The sequence below is a fragment of the Luteibacter pinisoli genome (genome assembly GCF_006385595.1).
GTDB lineage: Bacteria > Pseudomonadota > Gammaproteobacteria > Xanthomonadales > Rhodanobacteraceae > Luteibacter > Luteibacter pinisoli.
On sequence record NZ_CP041046.1, the window covers coordinates 836881 to 850882 of the forward strand.

General features: G+C 65.8%; 12 protein-coding genes. 2 read left to right on the forward strand and 10 right to left on the reverse strand.

Annotated features, from left to right (window positions below; translation table 11 throughout):
* Positions 1–53: 53 nt before the first annotated feature.
* Positions 54–2384, forward strand: coding sequence for a S9 family peptidase (locus FIV34_RS03735; protein ID WP_139979802.1), 2331 nt, complete (start codon positions 54–56; stop codon positions 2382–2384).
* 39 nt (positions 2385–2423) lie between these two features.
* On the opposite strand, the gene msrB is transcribed toward FIV34_RS03735, so the two are convergent.
* From msrB to FIV34_RS03755, 4 genes are all read right to left on the reverse strand, one after another.
* The gene (msrB, locus tag FIV34_RS03740) at positions 2424–3035 is read right to left on the reverse strand and encodes a peptide-methionine (R)-S-oxide reductase MsrB (protein ID WP_170207507.1); all 612 of its coding nucleotides are present in this window, start codon (positions 3033–3035) and stop codon (positions 2424–2426) included.
* A gap of 96 nt (positions 3036–3131) precedes the next feature.
* Positions 3132–3455: a glycine zipper 2TM domain-containing protein gene (locus FIV34_RS03745; RefSeq protein WP_139979804.1), complete on the reverse strand. Its 324-nt coding sequence runs from the start codon at positions 3453–3455 to the stop codon at positions 3132–3134.
* On the reverse strand, positions 3452–4399 hold the full coding sequence (locus tag FIV34_RS03750) for a YihY/virulence factor BrkB family protein (RefSeq protein WP_139979806.1): 948 nt from the start codon (positions 4397–4399) through the stop codon (positions 3452–3454). The genes FIV34_RS03745 and FIV34_RS03750 overlap by 4 nt, the downstream gene beginning before the upstream one ends.
* 73 nt (positions 4400–4472) lie before the next feature.
* The gene (locus FIV34_RS03755; RefSeq protein ID WP_139979808.1) at positions 4473–5180 is read right to left on the reverse strand and encodes an HAD family hydrolase; all 708 of its coding nucleotides are present in this window, start codon (positions 5178–5180) and stop codon (positions 4473–4475) included.
* A gap of 39 nt (positions 5181–5219) precedes the next feature.
* On the opposite strand from FIV34_RS03755, the gene FIV34_RS03760 reads away from it, so the two are divergent.
* Entirely contained in the window at positions 5220–5411 is a 192-nt protein-coding gene (locus tag FIV34_RS03760; protein ID WP_139979810.1) for a CPXCG motif-containing cysteine-rich protein, read from the forward strand.
* Between the two features lie 50 nt (positions 5412–5461).
* Here the strand turns inward: FIV34_RS03760 and FIV34_RS03765 are convergent, their stop codons facing one another.
* The 6 genes from FIV34_RS03765 to FIV34_RS03790 all read right to left on the reverse strand — a co-directional run bounded on the left by FIV34_RS03765 (position 5462) and on the right by FIV34_RS03790 (position 13995).
* Positions 5462–6772, reverse strand: coding sequence for a carbohydrate porin (locus tag FIV34_RS03765; protein ID WP_211352704.1), 1311 nt, complete (start codon positions 6770–6772; stop codon positions 5462–5464).
* Positions 6773–6894: 122 nt separating this feature from the next.
* Positions 6895–8418, reverse strand: a complete 1524-nt coding sequence (locus FIV34_RS03770) for a CoA-acylating methylmalonate-semialdehyde dehydrogenase (RefSeq protein WP_139979813.1) — start codon at positions 8416–8418, stop codon at positions 6895–6897.
* A 27-nt stretch (positions 8419–8445) separates the two neighbouring features.
* On the reverse strand, positions 8446–9243 hold the full coding sequence (iolB, locus tag FIV34_RS03775; RefSeq protein ID WP_139979815.1) for a 5-deoxy-glucuronate isomerase: 798 nt from the start codon (positions 9241–9243) through the stop codon (positions 8446–8448).
* On the reverse strand, positions 9240–10148 hold the full coding sequence (iolE, locus tag FIV34_RS03780; protein WP_139979817.1) for a myo-inosose-2 dehydratase: 909 nt from the start codon (positions 10146–10148) through the stop codon (positions 9240–9242). Before iolE ends, iolB begins: the two co-directional genes overlap by 4 nt.
* Positions 10145–12028, reverse strand: a complete 1884-nt coding sequence (gene iolD / locus FIV34_RS03785; protein ID WP_139979819.1) for a 3D-(3,5/4)-trihydroxycyclohexane-1,2-dione acylhydrolase (decyclizing) — start codon at positions 12026–12028, stop codon at positions 10145–10147. The genes iolE and iolD overlap by 4 nt, the downstream gene beginning before the upstream one ends.
* On the reverse strand, positions 12025–13995 hold the full coding sequence (locus FIV34_RS03790) for a bifunctional 5-dehydro-2-deoxygluconokinase/5-dehydro-2-deoxyphosphogluconate aldolase (protein WP_139979821.1): 1971 nt from the start codon (positions 13993–13995) through the stop codon (positions 12025–12027). The genes iolD and FIV34_RS03790 overlap by 4 nt, the downstream gene beginning before the upstream one ends.
* Between the last annotated feature and the right edge of the window lie 7 nt (positions 13996–14002).

Genomic DNA, 14002 nt, shown 5'->3' on the forward strand with positions numbered 1-14002 from the left:
TCGTCCGGTTCGCGGCGCCGTCGGTGCCGACACGTTCCGCCAAGGGGTTACCCATGTCCAAGCATTACCCGGCGCTGGCCGGTGCCGTCCTCCTCGGCCTCGCCGGGGCCGTTTCCGCCCAGACCGTCAGCGTCGACGACTATCGCCGTGCCGACTCGATGCTGGCGAACAACACCATGCCGCTGGTGGACCACTCGGTCCAGCGGGTGAAGTGGATCGACGACGGCCACTTCTGGTATCGCGACCACGACAAGGACGGCGACCAGTTCCTGACCGTCGACGCCGCCACCGGCCAGGCCACGCGCGCCTTCGACCGCGACAAGGTGGCCAAGGCCCTGTCCGAGGCCACCGGCAAGAAGGTGGATCCGGCAAAAATCCCGGCCACGGACTTCGTGGTCCGCCCGGATGACGGCCTGGACATCACCTCCGGCGGCAAGCACTACGTGTGCGACAAGGCGCTCGGCAAGTGCGAACTCGCCGCCGTGAAGAAAGACCCCAACGGCAAGCCCTACGGCGACGAGCCGGGCCTGAAGTCGCCGGACGGCAAGTCCGAAGCCTTCGTGCGCGACTGGAACCTGTGGGTGCGTGACGTCGCGTCGGGCGCTGAGACCCAGCTGACCACCGACGGCATCAAGGATTACGGTTACGCCACCGACAACGCCGGCTGGAAGCACACCGACGAAGCGATCGGCGTGTGGTCGCCGGACTCGAAGAAGTTCGCCACGTTCCAGCAGGACCAGCGCAAGACCGGTGAGATGACCCTGGTCAGCGTCAACGTCGGCCATCCGAAGGTGGATACGTGGAAGTACCCGCTGCCGGGCGACAAGGACGTGACCATGATCGAGCGCGTCGTCATCGACGTGCCGACGAAGAAGACCGTGCGCTTCAAGATGCAGCCGGACCAGCATCGCTCGACGATCTGCGACGACGTATCGTGCAGCCCGGGCCTGTGGGACGACGTGCGCTGGTCGGCCGATGGCAAGAGCATTGCCTTCGTTTCCACGGCACGCGACCACACGCAGGAATGGTTCCGCGTGGCCAACCCGGAATCCGGTGACGTGCGCACCGTGTTCGACGAAAAGGCGAAGACCTATTTCGAGGGCGGCAATGAAATGGCCAACTGGCAGTACGTGCCAGAGACCGACCAGGTGATCTGGTTCTCCGAGCGGAGCAACTGGGGCCATCTGTACATGTACAGCCTGAAGACCGGCAAGCTCGAAGAGCAGATCACCAAGGGCGACTGGAACGTCACCCAGGTGCTGCATATCGATGCGAAGACCAAGACGATCTGGTTCCGCGGCGTCGGCCGTGAGAAGGGCGTGGATCCGTACTACCAGCAGTTCTACAAGGTGGGCTTCGACGGCAAGGGCCTGACCCTGCTGACGCCGGAAAAGGCCGACCACACGGTGTCGATGTCGAAGGACGGCACGTACTTCTTCGATTCGTACTCCACGATCGACACGCCGCCGGTGGCCGTCGTCCGCCGCTCGGACACGGGCGCCACGGTGAAGGAAATCGCCCGTGCCGATATCTCGCGCCTGAAGGCCGCGGGCTGGGTTGCCCCCACCGCGTTCACGGTGAAGGCGCGCGACGGCAAGACGGACCTCTATGGCCAGATGTTCAAGCCGTCGAAGTTCGACCCGTCGAAGAAGTACCCGCTGGTCGTCTACATCTACCCGGGCCCGCAGGTGGGTTCGGTGCGTACGCGCAGCTTCGTGCCCTCGCACGGTGACAACCAGGCGCTGGCCGAGCTCGGCTTCGTCGTGGTGGCCGTGGATGGCATGGGCACGCCGCTGCGCTCGAAGGCGTTCCACGATGCGTACTTCCAGAACATCGGCGACAACACGCTGCCCGACCAGGTCGCGGCCGTGAAGCAGCTGGTGAAGCAGAACGCGTGGATCGATGGCGACAAGGTCGGCATCTGGGGCCATTCCGGCGGCGGCAACGCCACGGCGACGGCGATGTTCCGCTATGCCGATACCTTCAAGGTCGGTATCTCGGAGTCGGGCAACCACGACAACCGCAACTACGAAGACGACTGGGCCGAGAAGTGGCAGGGCCTGCTGGTCAAGGACAAGGACGGCAAGTCCAACTACGACGACCAGGCGAACCAGAAGTGGGTGGACGGCCTGAAGGGCCACCTGATGATGGCGCACGGCACGTCGGACGATAACGTCCCGCCGTACGAAACGCTGCTGGTGGTGGATGCGCTGATCAAGGCCAATAAGGATTTCGACCTGGTGCTGATCCCGAATGCCCACCACGGCTACGGCGCCGCCACGCAGTACATGACGCGCCGCCGCTGGGATTACTTCGTGCGTTACCTGAAGGGTGAAACGCCGCCGAAGGAATACAAGCTCGCACCGCTCGACGGCGCGCGGTAATCAGAAAAACCCGGCGTAGCGATACGCCGGGTTTTTTCGTCAGGAAAGGGTGATGTGCACGCCCGGCACGGGCACGAAGTGCATCGCCACCGCGTTCATGCAGTAACGCAGCCCGGTCGGATCCGGGCCGTCATCGAACACATGGCCCAGGTGCGAACCGCAACGGGCGCAGCTCACCGCCGTGCGGTCTTCCATCAGGCTACGGTCGTCGGTCTGCACGATGTTCCGCTTGGAAATTGGCTGCCAGAAACTCGGCCACCCTGTGCCGGAATCAAACTTCGTCGCCGAATCGAACAGGGCGGTATCGCAGCCGATGCAGCGGTAGAGCCCGTTGTCGTGGCGGTCCCAGCCTGGCCCGGTGTAGGGCGGCTCGGTGCCTTCGTGGCGGGTGACGTAATACGAACGCCCATCGAGCTTCGCCTTCCACTGCTCGTCGGTCAGCACCACGCGCGCCTCGACGCAGCTGCCCAGCGGCTTCTTGTCCGGGGCGAAGCAATCCAGCGTGACGTTGCCGCCCTGGGGCGGCTTGGGCGCATCCGCGGCCATGGCGGGCTGCGTTGCCTTGAAGATGAACGGCAGGGACACCGAGGCCGCCGCCGTAGCGGCAAACACGGCGAGGAAGCGGCGACGGTCTGGATCGGTGCGGCGCATGGTAGACCTCCGAAAGCGGGGAAGGGCGCCGTGGGGCGCCCTTCCTGACAGACCGGGTGTCGGGCCCGGACCTTACACCGGGTCAGTCATCCACGGTCAGTCATCCACCCAGTGACACTGGCGCTCCGTGTGGTACGAGGCGTTCTTGTCCTGGTGGTTCTTCTGTACCTGGTTGCCGACGTAGCCGCCGGCCACGGCGCCACCGACGGTGGCCAGGGTCTTGCCCTTGCCGCCGCCCACCTGGTGGCCCAGCAGGCCACCGGCCACGGCGCCGACGCCGGTGCCGATCAGGCGGTTGTCATCCTTGGAATTGATTTCCTTTACCTGGACATCGCGGCACACCTGATGACGGGCCATGGCGGGCGTCGCAGCGCCGAAGGCGAGGGCGAAGCCGGCCAGGGCGATGAGGGGCTTGTTCATGACGGGTCCTCGTTATCAACGGATTTCAGGGATACCGCCGGGGTCGTGATGGAGGGGTCAACAATGGCCGGATTTACCGGTCGGGTGGACATGGCGTATGGCCGCGGTTTAATTGGCGTGCCGCGCGCCTCGGCCACCGCCTCGGTCAGTTCCGCGCCCAGCAACAGGATCAGGGCGGAGTAATACACCCACACCAGCAGTACCACGACGCCGCCGGCGGGGCCGTACGGGCCGCCGACATTGCTGCGCGCCAGGTAAATGCCGATGGCGTATTTGCCCACCACGAAGAGCAGGGCGGTGAGCGAGGCGCCGATCACCGCGTCGCGCCACTCGATGATCGCGTCCGGCAGCACCTTGTAGATGGCACCGAAGATCAGGATGAAGACCCCGAACGAAATGATCATCTCCAGCGCCTGCCAGCCCGTCGTGCCGCCGCGGACAAACACGGCGATCAGGGCGCTGGCCGAGAACGAAATCACCAGGAGGAAGGCCAGGGAGAGGAGCAGGCCAAGGGCATGCAGGCGGGCGCGCAGCCAGCCGAGGATGGCGTGGCTGGTGGGGCCGGGGCGTGGCTGCAGGCTCCACACGCGGTTGAGGGCGCCCTGGAGCTGGGCAAACACGGCCGAGGCGCCGATCAGGGTGACGCCAAGGCCGATCAGGCCGGCCATGCTGCCCACGCTGGGGCGCTGCTTGGCGTTCTCGATCACCAGCTTCACGGCATCCGACGCCCGGGCGCCGACCAGGCCGTTCAGGCCGTCCACCAGCTGGTTCTGCCATTCGGGGCGCAGCGAAGCCACCACCCAGAGCAGCAACACCAGCAGCGGGGCGAAGGAGAGGGCGGAATAGAAGGCGAGGGCGGCCGCGCGGGTCATCAGCTCGTCGTCGCTGAAGCCCTTCGCGGTGGTCTTTACCACCTGCCAGCCGAGGTTGATCCTGCGATGCACCCGGGGGGTTCCTTTCGTTGGCTCAGCGACAGGGTGGGTGCTGGCGCGCGAAAAAAACGTGGACTGGGCGGCCTCAGGCCGCCACGTTCATCCGCTCGATGGCCGCCGGAATGGCCTCCGCGCCGCGTACCTCGATGACCCGGTCGGTCATGTTGAAGCCGGTGACCACCTCGTGGGCCCAGGTGCTGTGGTACGGCATGTAGACGCCCCAGCCGCCCAGTTCCACCACCGGGGCGATATCGGACTTGAGCGAATTGCCGACCATGGCGAAGCGGTCCGGCGTGACGTCGAACTCGCGGAACAGGCGCTCGTAGGCGGCCGGGTCCTTCTCCGAGACGATCTCAATCCGGTGGAAGACGTCGGCCAGGCCGCAGCGGGCCACCTTGTATTCCTGGTGGAAGAGGTCGCCCTTGGTGATCAGCACCACCCGGTGGGTTTCCGCCACGCGGTGCACGGCCTCGCGGATACCCGGGAGCAGTTCCACGGGGTGGGCGAGGACATCCTTGCCCAGGCGGACGATGCGGTGGATGTCACGGGCCTCGATCCGGCCATCGGTCAGCTCGATGGCCGACTCGATCATGGACAGGGCCATGCCCTTCGCGCCGTAGCCGAACAGCGCGATATTGCCGCGTTCGGTGGCCAGGAGGCTGTCGCGCAGGCCGCCGCTGTCCAGGTCGATGTACTTGCCGAGGATGGCCTCGAAGGCATCCTGGGCGCGGTCGTAGAACTCCTGGCTGTGCCAGAGGGTGTCATCGCCGTCAAAGCCGATCAGGTCGATCATGGGGGTATCTCTTGGAGCGCACCGCGCTAGGATAACGCCATGTACGAATTCACTGATATCTCCTGTCCCTATTGCGGGGAAACCATCGAAGTGGCCGTGGACATTTCCGGCGGCAGCCAGACCTATATCGAGGATTGCCAGGTGTGTTGCCGGCCCATCGTCATGCGGCTGGTGGTGGACGAGGGCGACGAAAGCTTCGACCTCACGGCCAGCGCCGAGAACGACGGGTAAGAAAAAGGCCCGGGGGGAACCGGGCCAGATTCTTTAGCGCTGAAGATGGCTTAGAACGCGACGCTGGTCTTCAGGCCCAGCACGAATGCATCGTCACGCTTGTTGCTGCCGCCCGGATCCTTGATGTACTGAAGGTTCGGACGGATGGCGATCGACGGGATCGGCGACCAGCTGTAGAACACTTCCGTCACTTTCTCGTAGCCGTCGTTGACGATGGCTGCGTTGTCCGGGTTCAGCTGGTTGATCAGGCGCTGGTTCTTCGCGGCGTAGCCATTGGCGTACGACGCACCAAACGCGGCACCGATGAAGTCGTTCGGGCGATCGAAGATGCCCTTGTACTCCATGCCGAGCGAGATCTGGTTGTTCGTCGCCGACGTGGCGTGATCCGCCGAGGTGACATTGAGGAACACCGTCGTACCCTTGCCACCGGCTTCGCCCGTGACCTGCTGCTGGAACGTGATCCACGCACCACGGCGCGAATCGTGCTGCAGCGGCGTGCCACCAAACTCGGCGAGCGGCTGGTGCTGCTCGTTGAGGTAGAGGTCGTTGCCGTTGGAGGTGTTGTACCAGACGCCGGCGCGGTACGAGCCGGGCAGGCCGTTGATCTTGGGCGTCCAGCCAAACTCAAGCGGAATCAGCGCACCGGTGGTACCGCTGGGAAAACCGGGCGTGAGGCCGTGATGCACCGCGTACGAATCATCCGCGTACTTCGGGTTCATCTGATACGCCGCCAGCTTCACGAAGGTGTCGCTGCTGGTGTTCAGCTTCAGCACCGTGGCCCACTGGCTGGTCGGCCAGTTGATCCAGTAGTCGCCGACGATGTTGCCGGGCTGAGCGCCGCAGAACGAAAGGTTCTGGAAGTCGCACGAGAACTGGTTGATGTCCTCGCCCACCGGCAGGCGGCCGATCTTCCACGAGAGCTTGTCATCGAAGAACTTCTGCTCGAGGGCGAAGATCGTCAGATGCCAGGTCTGGCCACGGCCATACACTTCCTGGATCAGCTGGTTGTTGCCGATGTTCGCATCCGCACCGATGTCGCGGCCGTTACGGTCGGTGACGACCATGGTGAACTTCGCACCTTCCCAGCCCCACAGTTTCTCCAGATCGAACGCGGTGCCGAACTTCCACTGGTCGGTGTACCGCGTGATGTTACGCGTACCGCCGGAGTAGTTATGCGCCGCTTCGAAGCCGTAGCCAAAGTCGAACGTGATGCCTTTGTCTGCAAGGCGCGTACGCTCGCCGCCCCAGTCACCAAACAGATACTTGCTGGTGGTCGCGTCGTCGGCATGGGCGGTGCCGGCGAACGCGACACCCGCCAGGATCACTCCTGCGAGGTACCACTTAGTCAGATTCGTGATCATGAACCCTTCTCCCTGAAAACAGAAAAAATTACGCTTTTTCGTACTTGGTTTTTGTTTATATCAGTTGCGGCGCACCATCTTTTCCGTGTCCACAACCGGCGAAGCATATACGTTTTGTCGTACTAATGCGTGGGCATCGCGAATTCTGCGCCAGCGCTTTCATCGTGGTTCAGCCAACGCTGGGTTACCGCCTTCTGCCGCGTGTAGAACCGCACGGACTCCGGGCCATGCGCGTGATGATCACCCATGAGACTCTTCTTCCATCCACCAAAGCTGTGGAAGGCCATCGGTACAGGAATAGGGACATTGATGCCGATCATGCCGACCTGGACCCGGTGCGCAAACTCGCGCGCGACCTGTCCATCTCGCGTGAAGATGGCCGTGCCGTTGCCGTATTCGTGCTCGTCAACGAGCTTCAGGGCGCTTGCAAAATCGGGAACGCGGACCACGCAGAGCACCGGTCCGAAGATCTCTTCCTTGTAGATTCGCATCGCCGGCGTGACGTGATCGAACAATGTGCCACCGACGAAGAAGCCTTGTTCGCAACCCGGCACCTGGTACCCGCGACCATCCACGACAAGCGTTGCGCCAGCGGCTTCGCCGTCGTCGATGTAGCCGGTGATGCGATCGCGATGCACCGCCGTCACCACCGGGCCCATCTCCACGGATTCGTCCAGGCCGTGGCCAACACGCAGCGATTCAACGCGCGGCTTCAGCGTCGCTACAAGGGTGTCGGCCGTCGCTTCACCCACGACGACGGCGACCGAGATGGCCATGCAACGCTCACCCGCCGCGCCATAGCCCGCGCCCATCAGTGCATCCGCCGTTTTGTCCAGGTCCGCATCGGGCATCACGATCATATGGTTCTTCGCCCCACCCAGGGCTTGTACGCGCTTGCCCTTGGCGGTGCCGCGGGCATAGATGTACTCGGCAATCGGCGTGGATCCGACAAAGCTGACGGCGCGCACCAGCGAATGATCGAGCAGGGCGTCCACGGCGGTCTTGTCGCCATGGACCACGTTGAACACGCCATCTGGCAAGCCGGCTTCCTTGAGAAGCATCGCAAGTTCAACCGCCAGTGACGGGTCGCGCTCGGAAGGCTTTAATACGAAGGTGTTACCGCAGGCGATGGCCATGGGGAACATCCACAGCGGCACCATCGCCGGGAAATTGAATGGCGTGATGCCGACGCACACACCGATGGCCTGACGCATCGTCCAGGCGTCGATGCCGTTGGCGATCTGCTCGGTGTACTCACCCTTGAGCAGCTCCGGGATGCCGCACGCATACTCCACCACTTCGAGGCCGCGGACGATTTCGCCCACCGCATCGGAAAGCACCTTGCCGTGTTCGTCCACGATGATGCGGGCGAGGCGGTCCAGGTCGCGTTCGATCAGGTTCTTCAAGCGGAACATCACGCGTGCGCGCTTGAGCGGCGGCGTCTCCGACCAGGCGCGGAAGGCGTGGTGGGCGCTCTGCACGGCGGCGTCCACGTCGGCGACGGAGGCGAGGTCCACCTCGGCGGCGACGCGGCCACTGGCGGGGTTGTAGACCGGCGCGGTGCCTGCAGGGGCGCCGGCATATGCCTTGCCGGCGATGTAGTGGCCAATGCGGTAGAGCGTGGTGGTGTCAGGCTGGGCGGACATGGTGGCTGCTTCTCCGGTGACGCGCGCTCAGCGCGCGATCATCCATTCGTGGGCGGGGTCGTTGTGGAAGTGCCATGCGCGGCGGGGGCCCGCCATGACATTGAGGTAGTAGCCGCGGTAGCCATGCGGCATCACCACCGGGTGGTAGCCGCGCGGCACCATCACCACGTCGTGGTCGCCCACGGCCATGGATTCATCGATGTCGCGCTCATCGGTATAGACGCGCTGGAACGCAAAACCTTGCGGTGGGTCGATGCGGTGGTAGTAGGTTTCCTCCAGCACGCTTTCGTCCGGCAGGTTGTCGGTGTCGTGCTTGTGCGGCGGGTAGCTGGAGGAATGGCCGGCCGGCGTGAGTACCTCGACCACCAGCAGGGACTCGGCGGGCTCGGTCTCGGGGAGGATGTCGCACACGTAGCGCGTGTTGGCGCCCGTGCCGCGCACCGAGCGCTTCATGCTCTCCGGCGCGATGAGCCGGACGTCAAACCGGCCTGTCGCCGGGGCCGAGGCGAGGGCGAGCTCGGCGTCGTCGTGCGCGGTGATGGTGAACGTCGATGCGGGTGGTGCGTAGATGGCGTGCGGCGAGCGATCGTCGAAGACGCTGGCGCGTCCGCCGAGCTGTTTCCATGCCTGCCCGGCCACGGCGACGTCCACGGTGCCGGTCAACACGACCAGGCAGCCCTCGCGATCGGTCGGAAGCGTGATCGTGGTGGTTTCGCCCGCGGCAAGGCGCCGCGCTTCGAAACCGACGTGTTTCCAGTGCGCGGATTCGGGCGTCACCGTGACGATGGCTTCGCCGCGCGGCGCGGATTTCACCAGGAGGCTCATGCGACCTCCTCCACCGGTGCGCGGTCGAGCAGCGTGCGCAGCGTCCGATAGCCCTTCTCGGCGTACTCGTAGCTTGGCGCCACGCTGGGATCCTGCTCGGCTTCCACCACCAGCCAGCCGCGGTAGTCGTGGGCCTTGAGCCGGGCGATGATCCCGGCGAAGTCGATCACGCCGTCGCCGGGCACGGTAAACGCGCCATTGAGCACGGATTCGAGGAAGGTCCAGTGGCGGTTGCGTGCCATGCGGACCACGCCGGGGCGCACGTCCTTGCAATGCACGTGGCAGATGCGCGCGATGTGCCTGTCGAGCACGGCGAGGGGATCGCCGCCGCCGAAATAGGTGTGTCCGCTGTCGAAGAGCAGGCCGACTTCCTCGCCGGTGTTGGCCATGAGCTGGTCGACATCGTCGGGGGATTCGACGTACGCGCCCATGTGGTGGTGATACGCGAGGCGCACGCCGTGGGAGAGCGTGAAGCGGGCGAATTCGGTGAGGTTTTCGCCGTAGCGCTTCCAGTCGTCCGCCGTACGGAAGCGCGGGCGCTTGTACAGCGGCTGCGGCTCACCCTGGATGGCGTTGGCCACCTCGCCGTAGACCATCACCTTGCAGCCGTGTTCGGCGAGCAGGCGCAGATGCTTGCCGACGGCAAGGTTTTCTTCCTTTGCCGGCCGGACGGCGGCGCGGCCGGAGTACCAGCCACTGACCACGTCCAGGCCATAGCCGGCCATCAGCTCGCGCAGCGCCTCGGGTTCCTTCGGGAATTTGTTGCCGAGCTCAAAGCCCTCGTAGCCGATGGCCTTGCCTTCGCTCAGCGCCGTGGACAACGGGGTTTCCCCGCCCAGCGAGGGCAGGTCGTCGTTGCTCCATGAGATCGGGTTGATGCCGATGCGGATGGGATCATTCTTCATGCTGGCGGGTTCCCGGCCTTGCGGCCCACGATGGCGGTTTCATAGCCTGCGCGCGCATCGCGCACGGCTTCCCGCGTGGAGACTTCCGGCACCGCCACTTCCCACCATACGCCGCCTTCTTCGGTGGTGCGCGTGTGGTCGGTGTCGATGCTGATCAGATAAGTACGGTCCGCGGCGCGGGCGCGTTCCATGGCGGCCTCGAGGCCGGCGATATCGGCGACGTGTTCGGCGATGGCGCCAAGGGAACGCGCATGCGCCGCGAAATCGATGTGCGGTACGCCGTGCCGGCCCTGCAGGCAGTCGTCGAGCATGTTGTTGAACGGCGCGCCACCGGTGGCCTGCTGCAGGCGGTTGATGCAGCCGTAGCCACGGTTATCCAGCAGCACGATGATCAGCTTGGCGTCGAGCATCACCGAGGTGGCGATCTCCGAGTTCATCATGAGGTAGCTGCCATCGCCGACCATCACGATGACCTCGCGGTCGGGCTGGGCCATCTTCACGCCGAGGCCGCCGGCGATCTCGTAGCCCATGCACGAGTAGCCGTATTCCATGTGGTAACCGCCCGCCGTTTCCGTGCGCCAGAGCTTTTCCAGCTCCGCCGGCAGGGTACCCGCGGCGCACACGACGATGTCGCTCATGGCGGAGGTGGTGGACGAGCGCTGCACGGCGCCGATGACTTCGCCGTCGTACGGCAGCCGGCCGGGCGGCGCGCTGCGCTGGCCGGTGATGTGGGCCACGGTATCCACCCAGGCGAGGGCCGCATCGCGCGCCCGATCGGTCCAGCTCTCCGGCGCCGCCCAGTCTTCCAGCGCGAAGCTGAGGTCGTCGAGCACCTGCGCCGCGTCGCCGATCACTTCCAGGCCGTTGGCCTTGAGCGCATCTAAACTGTTGACGTTCACCGAGAGGATCGGCACGTGGCGGAACAGCGCATTGGAGCCGGTGGTGAAGTCCTGCAGGCGCGTGCCTACCGCGATGATCAGATCGGCCTCGCGCAGCAGGGCATTGGCCGCGGTGGAACCGCAGACGCCGGCCGGGCCGAGCTGCAGCGGGTGGTTCCACGGCACGGCGCCCTTGCCGGCCTGGGTCTCGCACACCGGCACGCCGTGCTTGTCGGCAAAGGCGAGCAGCTCCGGCGTGGCTTTGGCATAGAGTGCGCCACCGCCGGCGATGATCACCGGACGCTCCGACGCCTCGATGGCGTCGAGGGCCACCATCAGTTCGTCATCGGTCGGTTGCGGGGCGCGAAAAACGATTTCACGGGGTTCGAAGAACGACAGGGGGAAGTCGTAGGCTTCGGTCTGTACATCCTGCGGCAGGGCGAGCGTCACCGGGCCGCACAAGGCGGGATCCGTGAGCACGCGGATGGCGCGGGGGAGCGCGGTGAGCAACTGCTCCGGCCGCATGATGCGGTCGAAATAGCGTGATACCGGGCGGAAGCAATCGTTGACCGACACCGTGCCGTCGCTGAAATCCTCCAGCTGTTGCAGCACCGGGTCCGGTGCGCGGGAGACAAACACGTCGCCGGGCAGAAGCAGCACCGGCAGGCGGTTCACGTGCGCCAGCGCCGCGGCGGTGACGAGGTTGGTGGCGCCGGGACCGATGGAGGTGGTCACCGCCATCATCTGCCGGCGCATGCTCGCCTTGGCATAGGCGATGGCGGCGTGCGCCATCGCCTGTTCGTTGTGCGCGCGGTAGGTGGGGAAGCTGTCCTGCACCTCGTGCAGTGCTTCGCCCAGCCCGGCCACGTTGCCGTGACCGAAGATGGCGAACACCCCCGCGAACAGCGGCTCGGCGTCGTCCGAGTCGGCATCGCGGGCGTACACGGCGGCAAGGTAGCGAACCAGCGCCTGGGCCGTGGTAAGGCGGATCGTCTCGCTCATGCGACTGCGCCTTCCTTCACCGGGCTGTGGGTATTCCGCCCCGCGCCTTGCTGCCAGGCCTGGATCATGGCCTCGAAGGCGGCACGCGCCTGGTCAACCAGCGCGGCGTCGTCGATCTGTCCGGCCAGCCAGGCTTTCGACGGCTCGCTGAACAAGGTGCGGCCTACCGCAAACCCGCGGCAGCTGCGGCTGCTGGCGGCATCGGCGAACCCCGCGGCCAGTGAAGCGGCCGGTGCGTTCAGACCCAGCAGCAACACGCCACGGCAGTACGGGTCGCGCTCTTCGATCAGTGCATCGATGGCGGCCCACGCGCCGCTTGCCGGTGGGCACAGCTTCCACCAGTCCGGGCGGATGCCCAGGTTGTAGATGCGCTTCATCGAGCGCAGCACCCGTTCGTCGCGCGCCTGGCCGGTACAACCCGGCGGGATGACTTCGAGCAGCAGTTCGTGGCCGCTGAGCTTTGCCGCGTCGTACAGGGCCAGGAGCTGGGTTTCCTGTTCCATGCGGTGCATGGGGTCGGCATCCGGGTCGTACTGCACCAGGCACTTGATCACATGCTCGCGCGGCCAGCTCACCAGCTGGCTGCCGATGGAGCGGCCACGTTCGAATTCGAGCGGGTTGGAGCCAGGCACCTCGACCGGCCGGCCGATCCACCAGCCGCGGCCGGTGGCGGCGTTCAGCGCGTCCTGGCCGTAGCGGTCGTCGAGCAGCAGGCCCACGTGGCCTTCGAGCCCGTTGGCGCGTTCGGTCGCGGCCACGGCTTCCACCAGCAGCGTCTTCAGCCGCGGCAGCCGTGATTCATCGGCGCCCACTTCGCGGGCCAGTTCGAAGAACGGCGTGCGATGGTCGAACGCGAAGACGTAAAGCTCGTTCCACGCCTTGCGCGGGATCGCCGTGCGGTGGAGGTGGGAGAGTTCCGCATCGAGGTCCGGACGGGCGATGCCGCCTTCGCGCGAGAGGAAGGCGTTGAGTTCGGCGCGGCCCGGCATGGCCGGCGCGCAGGCGTGGCGGGAGACCACGATGGCGCCGCAGGCGTTGGCCCAGGCACACGCGCGTTCGATGGTTTCGCCGCTCAGCCAGCCCGCGAGGAAGCCCGACAGGAACGCGTCGCCGGCGCCGAGGACGTTGAGGACTTCGACACGGGCGCCGCGATACGTGGGGGCATCGTCGATATGCGCCGGGATCGGGCCATCGATGACCGAGCAGCCCAGCGGCCCGCGCTTAACCACCAGCGTGGCCGCCGTCACGGCACGCACAGCGCGTAGCGCGGTGAGCAGGTCCTCGTCACCGCCGGCAATGTGGAACTCTTCTTCCGTGCCGACCACCAGGTCGAAGGACGGCAGGATCGCCTGCAGGTCGCGGGTGACGCGGTCCGCGGCGACGAAGCGCTGCTCGCCGTTGCCGCGGCCGGTAAGGCCCCACAGCACTGGGCGATAGTCGATGTCGAGGACGGTGCGCACCTCATGCTGGCGCGCCAGGGCGAGGGCGCGCTGGCTGGCGGCGAGGACGCCGGGCTGCGACAGGTGCGTGCCGGTGATCGCCAAAGCACGGCAGCGGGCGATGAAGGCCTCGTCGATATCGCTGGCATCGAGCGCCATGTCGGCGCAGTTTTCGCGATAGAACAACAGCGGGAAGGTGCTGCTGTCCTTGATGCCGAGGATGGCCAGCGCGGTCAGCCGGTCCGGATCGACCTTGACCTGGCTGACGTCGGCGCCTTCGCGCGCGAGGGTTTCCAGCAGGAAGGTGCCCATCTGGTCGTCGCCGACGCGGGAGAGCATGGCCGAATGCAGGCCGAGGCGCGCGGTGCCGAAGGCCACGTTGGCCGACGAGCCGCCCAGGTACTTGGCGAAGCTGGTGACGTCTTCCAGGCGGGCGCCGATCTGCTGCGCATAGAGATCCACCGCGAGCCGGCCGAGGCAGGCGACGTCGATGGGGCGGGAGGTGGAACGGGGCAGGGGACTACGCATAGGTATG